This is a genomic window from Rhizobacter sp., assembly GCF_046595475.1.
Taxonomy (GTDB): Bacteria; Pseudomonadota; Gammaproteobacteria; order Burkholderiales; family Burkholderiaceae_C; genus Rhizobacter.
Genome location: NZ_JBKJOQ010000118.1, coordinates 1 through 6,925 on the forward strand (window position 1 = coordinate 1; position 6,925 = coordinate 6,925).

General features: G+C 64.4%; 5 protein-coding genes and 1 tRNA gene. 2 read left to right on the forward strand and 4 right to left on the reverse strand.

The genetic code is table 11. The features are described 5' to 3' along the window. Positions 1–13: 13 nt before the first annotated feature. A tRNA-Leu gene (locus tag AC30QB_RS21450) sits at positions 14–98 on the reverse strand. 25 nt (positions 99–123) lie between these two features. On the opposite strand from AC30QB_RS21450, the gene rnr reads away from it, so the two are divergent. Next, positions 124–2,382 (forward strand): ribonuclease R, encoded by a 2,259-nt coding sequence (gene rnr / locus AC30QB_RS21455; protein WP_489548312.1) that lies wholly within the window; start codon positions 124–126, stop codon positions 2,380–2,382. Here rnr and AC30QB_RS21460 read toward each other — a convergent pair whose 3' ends face one another. Genes AC30QB_RS21460 through AC30QB_RS21470 form a run of 3 tightly spaced genes read right to left on the reverse strand, consistent with a single transcriptional unit; the run spans position 2,383 to position 6,567 of the window. Then, positions 2,383–3,861: an NAD(P)H-hydrate dehydratase gene (locus tag AC30QB_RS21460; RefSeq protein WP_489548308.1), complete on the reverse strand. Its 1,479-nt coding sequence runs from the start codon at positions 3,859–3,861 to the stop codon at positions 2,383–2,385. It abuts the gene before it with no gap. Between the two features lie 13 nt (positions 3,862–3,874). Then, the gene (locus AC30QB_RS21465) at positions 3,875–5,218 is read right to left on the reverse strand and encodes an FAD-dependent oxidoreductase (RefSeq protein WP_489548309.1); all 1,344 of its coding nucleotides are present in this window, start codon (positions 5,216–5,218) and stop codon (positions 3,875–3,877) included. Next, positions 5,218–6,567 (reverse strand): amidase, encoded by a 1,350-nt coding sequence (locus AC30QB_RS21470; RefSeq protein ID WP_489548310.1) that lies wholly within the window; start codon positions 6,565–6,567, stop codon positions 5,218–5,220. Before AC30QB_RS21470 ends, AC30QB_RS21465 begins: the two co-directional genes overlap by 1 nt. Positions 6,568–6,736: 169 nt before the next feature. Between AC30QB_RS21470 and rpsB the strand changes: the two genes are divergently transcribed. Beyond that, positions 6,737–6,925 (forward strand): 30S ribosomal protein S2 (gene rpsB, locus AC30QB_RS21475; RefSeq protein ID WP_489548311.1); only part of this gene is annotated, 189 nt, incomplete at its 3' end.

A 6,925-nucleotide genomic window follows, 5' to 3' on the forward strand; every position in this document is an offset into this window, starting at 1 on the left:
TTTATCTCTGTCTTGGTGCCCAGGAGAGGACTCGAACCTCCACGGAGTTACCCGCTAGTACCTGAAACTAGTGCGTCTACCAATTCCGCCACCTGGGCATTTCAGGAAGTCTTGGATTCTATCATTAAACAAACAAATTTTTCAAACGCCTCCGCCATCGGGACTGAACTGATGAGCGAGGTCGAAGGCACCGTGCAAGGCCACCGTGACGGTCATGGTTTTCTCGTGCGCGACGATCGCCAACCCGACCTGTATCTCTCTCCACAAGAGATGCGCGCAGTCTTGCACCGCGATCGCGTGAAGGCGCGGGTCATCCGGTACGACCGCAAGGGCCGACCTGAAGGGCGTGTGCTTGAGATTCTGGAGCGCAAAAAGGCGCCGATCATCGGGCGTTTGCTGCACGAAAGCGGCATCTGGCTGGTCGCCCCCGAAGACAAGCGCTATGGGCAAGACATCATGGTGCCCAAGAACGCGATTGCCAACGCGACCGTGGGGCAGGTGGTGGCCATCGAGCTGACCGAGCCGCCTTCGCTTTATTCACAGCCCATGGGCCGTGTGACCGAAGTGCTGGGGGAGATCGACGACCCCGGCATGGAAATCGAGATCGCGGTGCGCAAATACGAAGTGCCGCACCAGTTTTCGTCAGAGACGCTCGCGCAGGCGGCGGGTCTGCCCGACAAAATCCGCCCAACTGATCGACGTGACCGCATCGACCTGAGCGACGTGCCGCTGGTCACCATCGACGGCGAAGACGCACGTGACTTCGATGACGCGGTGTACTGCGAGCCCGTGAAAACCGGCCGTGGCAAGAGCGCCTTTGAAGGCTGGCGCCTGGTGGTGGCGATTGCTGATGTGAGCCACTACGTGAAGCCTGGTGAGCCCATCGATGACGACGCGTATGAGCGTGCCACCTCGGTGTACTTCCCACGGCGCGTGATCCCGATGCTGCCGGAGAAGCTCTCCAACGGGCTGTGCTCGCTGAACCCGAACGAAGATCGTTTGGCGATGGTGTGCGACATGCTCATCACGCAGGCGGGCGAGATCCACGCCTACCAGTTCTTCCCAGCGATCATCTGCTCGCATGCGCGCTTCACCTACAACGAGGTGGCGGCGATCTTGTCGAACACACGCGGGCCCGAGGCCGCTCGCCGCAAGGACTTGGTGCCTCATCTGCTGCACCTGCACGAGGTTTACCGCGCGCTGCTGAAAGAGCGAGCCAAGCGCGGCGCGGTCGATTTCGAAACGACCGAGACGCAAATCATCTGCGACGACAACGGTCGCATCGAGAAGATCGTGCCTCGCACGCGCACCGAGGCGCACAAGCTCATCGAAGAAGCCATGTTGGCAGCCAATGTGTGCTCGGCCGATTTCATTGCCCAGGCCAAGCACCCGTCGCTGTACCGCGTGCATGAGGGCCCTACGCCCGAGAAGAAGACGCTGCTGCAAAACTACCTGAAGCAACTCGGTTTGGGCTTGAGCATCAGCGACGACCCCAAGCCAAGCGAGTATCAGGTCATCGCGGCAGCAACCAAAGACCGCCCGGATGCGCAGCAGATCCACACCATGCTGCTGCGCTCCATGCAGCAAGCCATCTATACGGGCATCAACAGCGGCCACTTCGGGCTGGCTTACGAGGCTTACACGCATTTCACCAGCCCGATTCGCCGTTACCCCGATTTGCTGGTTCACCGCGTGATCAAGGCGCTGCTGCAAGGCAAGCGCTATAACCTGATGAGCGGTGCGCTCGAAGCGGCCACCAAGGCGCGCAAGAGCGCAGGTGCGGAAGACGAGCGATGGGAGGCCACTGGCGCGCATTGCAGTGCCAACGAGCGGCGTGCCGACGAAGCGTCACGGGATGTCGAAGCCTGGCTCAAATGCCGCTACATGCGCGAGCACCTGGGTGAAGAGTTTGGGGGCACGGTGAGCGCGGTCACGAGCTTCGGCTTGTTCGTCACGCTCGATGGCTTGTATGTCGAAGGCCTGATTCACATCACTGAGTTGGGCGGCGAGTATTTCCGTTTCGACGAAGCGCGCCAAGAGCTGCGGGGTGAACGCTCCGGCGTGCGCTACGCGGTGGGCTCGCGTGTGCGGGTGCAGGTCAGCCGTGTCGACCTCGATGGCCGCAAGATCGACTTCCGCATGGTCCATGAGGGTGAAGAGGCCGCGATCGTGGCACGCGCCAAGCGCGACAAGGCGGGTGTAGACAAGGGTACCGGGCCGATCGCCGAGCTGGCTGCTGTGAAAGAAGCCGATCGGGCCGTCAAGGCTGCGACCAAGGCACGCAAGAGCGGCGCTGCTGGCAAGAAGGGCGCTCCGCACCCGGTGCGTGCGGCCAAGTCGGCAGCACGCCAATCATCGACCAAGGCGACGCGGCGACGTTGATCAGCGAGGTGATGCCGCGTGCATCGCCGCGATCAGATCGGCGGCGCGCAAGGGCGGTGCGGTACACAGATCGGCTGCATGGCCATGCAGCCATGTGGATTGCCGCGCTGCGTGCAGCGCACCTGACCCTGAAGCCGACCAGCTACCACCCAGCCACCCGGCCAGTACATCGCCGGTACCGGCCGTGGCCAATGCCGCGTTGCCCGTGCTGTTGATCCATGGCAGGGACGCGTGGGATGTGATCACCGAGCCGGAGCCCTTGAGCACCACCACGCAATCGAAACGCTCGGCCAGTTGACGGGCGGCACCCAGGCGGTCGGCCTGCACTGCGCCCGTTTGGGTGTTCAGCAAACGCGCCGCTTCCAAGGGATGAGGCGTGAGCACAGTCTCTCTGCCTCGGGTGTTGCGTGCGATGAGCAATTGCTGCAACGCGCTGTCAACCGAGAGGGCGTTGAGTGCGTCGGCGTCTAGCACCAGGCGGCCTGCCAGGCTCAGCAGTCGCTGCAGCGGCTTGCGTACAGCTTCACCCCCGCCGCAGCCGCAAACCACCGTGGCGCGGCTGAGTTTCTCAGCGCCTTCGTCCCACCACATGTGGCGGAACATGAGCTCGGGCCGATGCGCATCGACCGCGGGCGCGTCGTCGCCCAACAGGCTGACATAGACACGCCCAGCGCCAGCAGCATGTGCGGCCCGGGCTGCGAGCAGGGCCGCTCCGTTCATGCCGATGGCTCCGCCGACCACGGCAAGGTCACCGAAACTGCCTTTGTGCTGCGCGTGCTTGCGCGACGTGATGGAAGTGGCTGCAGCGCTGAGGATGGCGGTGGCAGCTGTTCTCACGGGGGTTTGCAAATCTTCGAACCAGACTTCGCCGGCAAGATCCCGCCCCGACCCGGTGAACAAGCCTGGCTTGAGGGTGAGCAAGGCCAGCGTATGGGTGGCGGTGATGCAGTGCTCGCCATAGGGCTGACCAGTGTCAACATTCAGGCCGGAAGGCAGGTCGATGGCGAGCACGGGGCAGGGCAGGCTGTTGAGCTGTGTGATCCATTTCGCCATCTCGGCGCTGGGTGCGCGGTTGCTGCCCAAACCCAGCAGCGCGTCGATGGCAATGTCGGGCGCATCCAGAGAATGGCGCTGGGTAGAAATCGAGACGCCCGCGGTTTCGGCGCGTGACAGCGCATTCAGAGCATCGGGAGGCAGTCGCGCAGGGTCGGCTGCAAGGGTCACCTCTACGCGAAGTCCGGCCGCGTGCAGCTGCAGCGCAGCTTCCAGGCCATCTCCTGCGTTGTTGCCCGGCCCGCAAACGACCCACGCGCTGCGGGCATGTGGGCGCAGCGCGCGCGCCAGCGCTGCCACGGCGGCGCCGGCGCGGCGCATCAGCGTGTGCGGCTCGGCATCGGCTATCGCTTGTTGCTCAGCGAGGCGGCTGCTCGCGGCGTCGTGGAGAGGCCACTCATGGCGGGTAGGAAGAATGCGTTGCATCAAGGCGGACTCCTCAGCCGCGCAAGCGCTCGACGCCGAGGCCTTCGACGTCTATGCCCGCAGGCTGGCCGCCGATGGCGTCGGCTACCACCCGCGCTGAGCCGCAAGCCAAAGCCCAGCCGCTAGAGCCATGGCCCAGGTTGATCCACACGCCCGGGATGCCGCTCGCTCCAAGTACTGGCGGGCCATCGGGCAACATAGGCCGAGCACCTTTCCAGACTTGCGCCTGGCTCATGTGGGCTGCGCCGGGGAACCAGTCGTTGAGCACCTTGTAGAGTGTTTCCAACGCAGCGCGGTTGTGAGGCTCGGCCCGCCCGCCGAGCTCGGCGCTGCCTGCGACGCGCACGCGTGAGCCCAAGCGGCTGATGGCGATCTTGTAGCGCTCGTCCATTACGGCTGCTCGTGGGCCTATGTCGGGGTGCGCTTCCAGCTTGCGCAGAGGAGCGGTGACAGAGTAGCCATACACCGGCGCGAGCGGTAGCTTGAGGCCGTGAGGCTTGAGCAGATCGTTGGCCCCGAGGGCGGCGCAGACCACGACTGCATCAAAGCTCTCGGTTTCGGGCTCGAAGGGCAATACATCGGTAGGTGGGCCGTCGGCGCGCTGCGTCGCATCGGCGTTCAGCCAGGTCGACTCTTCCATCGGCGAGTACACCTTGGTGATGCGCGGGGTCTTGCCCGGGTGCAGCGACTGGACGTTGGTGTGGAAGCGAAACGTCGCGCCCAGCAGCTCGGCCTCTTCGCGCAGCAGAAGTGCGAACTGGCGACAGTTGGCCACCTCGTCGTGTGCGAGGTGTATGCCCGCGTGCAGCTCGGCCTCTTGGTTCAAACCCGGCTCAGCTTGGCGGCACTGTGTGGCATCGAGTACCCGATGGTGAACCCCCATCTCGGTCAGCATGCTCAGGCCTGCTTGGGCGTGTGACATGTCTTTCGCTGAACGCAGCAGCACCAGGTAACCCTCGGTGCGCTCGTAGTCCAGCTGCAACGAGTGCGTGAGGTGGTGCAGCCGCTCTTTGCTGTAAACCGCCAGTCGCTGCAGGCGAGCGCGGTTGGTCTTGTAGGGACCGGTGCGGCACGAACGCCACCAGCGCCACATCCACCTCAATGTGGCGGGGCTCAGCCTTGGGTTCAAGCGCACGGGCGCATGACGCATGAAGAGGTGGCGCAGCATGTGCCAGGGCATGCCCGGCGCGGCCCAGGGGGTCACGTAACCGGGGGCTATCACGCCGGCATTGGCAAAGCTGGTTTCGGCTGCGACGCTGCCGCGCCGCTCGAACACGGTCACCTCATGGCCGTCGGCCGCCAGCTCATAAGCACAGGTCACGCCGACGATGCCGGCGCCGATCACGGCGACGCGCATCAGTTGTTCCCTTTGGTGAGAGCGTGCTCGATGGCGAGCGAAACATCGAGCACGGTGTCGTCTTGCAGGGCATGGCTCCAGACCATGAGGCCGACAGGCAGCTCACTGGCCTGATGGCAGGGCAGGGTAAGCGCGCAACCGTCTAGCATGTTCACGACCGAGGGATTGCGCAGCAGAAGGGCATTGGCGGCGAAGAAGGCGTCGTCGCTTGCCAGGCTGGCGACGGTGGGCGCGACGATGGGCACGGTGGGGCTGAGCAGGGCGTCGAAGTAGCGCAGCTTGCTTGTCATGCGGCGGATCCAGTCGGCTCTTGCCTGTAGCAGCTCGATGTAGTCGGCAGCGCTCATAGATTCACCGCGCCGAATGCGCTGCGCCACACGCGGGTCGTATTCAGCCTGCTGCTGCGTGATGAGCGCTCTGTGCCAGGCCCAGCTTTCGGCGGCCGAGAAGCCGCCAGTGGCATTGATGGCTGCCAGCTCATCCAGCTCGGGCAGGGCAATTTCATCGATGCGCGCGCCCGCAATGCGCAGTGTGGCGAGGGTGCGTTGAAAGGCGGTGGCGACCGTGGCATCCATGCCGTCGAGCAGCCGCGTGGGCACGCCGAATCGAAGTGCGGCGAGCGGATGCCGCGTGAGCGGCACACGCCGCGCGGCCAGCACTTCGTGCAGCAGCACAGCGTCTCGTACCGATCGGGTGATGGCACAGGCGGTGTCGAGCGTGCTGGAGAGCGGAATGGCGCCGTCCGTCGGTGTCAGCCGAGCGGTGTTCTTGAAGCCGACCAGGCCTTGCAGCGCTGCCGGGATGCGGATCGACCCTCCGGTGTCCGAGCCCAGAGCAGCCCAAGCCGCACCGCTGGCCACCGATACCGCACCGCCCGAGGTGGAGCCGCCGGGAATGCGGGGCTGTGAGTCGAGGGCGAGCGTGGCCGCGTTTGCCGGGGTGCCGTAGTGCGGGTTGATTCCCACACCCGAAAAGGCAAACTCGGTCATGTTGGTGTGGCCTGTCAGCGCCGCGCCAGCCTGGCGCAGGCGCGCCACTGCAGGGCAGTCGGCACTGGCCGGCTGGGCGCAGGCCAGTACGCGAGAGGCGGCGGTAGTCGGGTGGCCTTGTACGTTGAACAGATCCTTGACGCTGATGGCCAGGCCGCCCAGCCGCGGCAATGGCCCCCCAGCGGCGAACTGGGCATCGATGGACAGGGCAGCTGCAAGGCCTTGCTTGTCGAACCGCCGTACGTAGGTGTTGGCGTTTCCCGGCAGATCGGCTCTGGCGAGGCTGGCGGCCAGCGCATCTGCGGCGCTCAGTTGCCCCAGGAGGATGGCATCACGGGCTGCAGTCAGGTCATTCGTCATGGAGGGCTGAGAAGGCCTGCTATACTCCGCGGGTTTACCTGAATGCGGCTCATGTCGAGCTGGCGTGGGCAAACGAAATCGCGAATCCGGCTGTTTAAAGGTGTTGCGTATCGCCCCTCAAGGGCAGCGCAATTCAGGCTGGATTCTAGAACCAACCTTTGGAGTTCTCATGTCAGTCACCATGCGTGAAATGCTGGAAGCCGGTGTCCATTTTGGCCACCAAACCCGCTTCTGGAACCCGAAGATGGCCCCGTACATCTACGGCCATCGCAACAAGATCCACATCATCAACCTCGAGAAGACGCAGCCGCTCTTCAACGACGCGATGAAGTTCATTCGCCAGCTTGCTTCCAAGCGC

Coding starts and splice junctions, on each gene's coding strand:
- AC30QB_RS21460 (WP_489548308.1), bottom strand. CDS start 3,861: ATGCAACGCATTCTTCCTACCCGCCATGAGTGGCCTCTCCACGACGCC.
- AC30QB_RS21465 (WP_489548309.1), bottom strand. CDS start 5,218: ATGCGCGTCGCCGTGATCGGCGCCGGCATCGTCGGCGTGACCTGTGCT.
- AC30QB_RS21470 (WP_489548310.1), bottom strand. CDS start 6,567: ATGACGAATGACCTGACTGCAGCCCGTGATGCCATCCTCCTGGGGCAA.